This is a genomic window from Siphonobacter sp. BAB-5405 (genome assembly GCF_002872335.1).
Classification (GTDB): domain Bacteria; phylum Bacteroidota; class Bacteroidia; order Cytophagales; family Spirosomataceae; genus Siphonobacter.
Window position 1 is genome coordinate 1 of record NZ_NJAG01000192.1, and the last position, 1,374, is coordinate 1,374.

Below are 1,374 nucleotides of genomic sequence, written 5' to 3' on the forward strand. Positions count from 1 at the left end.
TCGATTCAGAAATTGATCAGTGAAGGTAAAGAGGCGAACGTTCCTTTCTCTGTAGCCGGGGGCGTAAACATCCATACGATTAAGGACGTAGTGGCAGCAGGGGCAGAAGTTATTGTGGCCGGTGGAGCTATCTATGGAGCTGACGATCCAGCAGCGGCAGCTAAAGCACTTAAAGAGGCAATCAACGCAGTCTAACGCTACTAAAGTAATTTAAAAAGAGTCCAGCCCTGTTTTGGGTTAGGCTCTTTTTATGTATTTAAAAATTAATAGGAGTTTGTTCAATAAGAATAGCTAAATAAGAAGTCCAGTAAAATAATAGTAACCAGTAAAATACACAGAGAGGATTGAACTCTGAACATTAAATTAAGTAGCATTACTATCAATCATTACCTTAAACCAATTACTCTCAAAAAATGGACTACAGAAAAACGATGGGATTCCTGGAATAGTAAAACGTTTACATTTTTCTCAATACCCAATGGATGAAATCATTATACATTGTCTCTTACGTAATCAAATTATAGGTAACCAAACTTGGATTGAGCTTCGTGTAAAATCTAAAGGTTTTGTCGCCAATTGGTATGCGTTAATCGAAAACTTGGGGTAGTTTTATATCACTTATTTTATATCGTAATAACCGCAACAGAACGAGCTTTAATAAATGTAGAACTCCATTAAGATATAACTTATTTTATATCTTAAGTCTTGTGATAAACTATTATAACAGTTGAATTTATAACGTTTTACAAACGAATTTCAGGGAAAGCTTATCTAGTCCTTCTATCGCTTCTGACACAAGGATCTACTGTCAAGATAGAAACGTGCCTATCTTTTGGAGAGATCAAGGCTTGATGTAGACGTATACGAATGCCGTGAAAATTACTGAATCTCTTTCAGGCGATCAATTAATTCACGACGGTAAGTAAGTCCAACCGGGATGACTGCCGTACCCACGAAAACCTCATTGCCGCTCATTCGGTCTATCTTGTTTAAGGGAATCAGATACGACTTATGAATTCGCATGAACTGAGTGGAAGGTAATCGACGCTCCACTTCCGTCATGGTCATGGCAACTAGATACATCTGCTGAGCTGTAAACACCTTGATGTAATTTCCCCAGCTCTGGATATACGCCAGCTCGCTGTAGGGAATACGCATCCAGTCCGCATCTACTTTTATGACCAGCGATTGAGGGGATACAACCTCGGTCGTTTCCTGCTTTTTCTCTTTTTCAGCGGATGCCATGACTTTGTCAACCGCTTTCAGAAAACGGGGAAGTTCAATGGGTTTCAGTAAATAGTCTACCACGCCATAGTCATAGCTTTCCAGGGCAAATTCCGAATAGGCAGTCGTCAGAATAACGCGAGGGGGTGG

General features: G+C 39.9%; 2 protein-coding genes. One reads left to right on the forward strand and one right to left on the reverse strand.

What is annotated here, in order from left to right; translation table 11 throughout:
* The coding region (locus tag BWI97_RS26965) for an orotidine 5'-phosphate decarboxylase / HUMPS family protein (protein WP_199182142.1) at positions 1-195 on the forward strand (195 nt) is incomplete at its 5' end.
* Positions 196-879: 684 nt separating this feature from the next.
* Here BWI97_RS26965 and BWI97_RS26970 read toward each other — a convergent pair.
* A partial coding sequence (locus BWI97_RS26970) for a LytTR family DNA-binding domain-containing protein (protein WP_102203485.1) occupies positions 880-1,374 on the reverse strand: 495 nt, incomplete at its 5' end.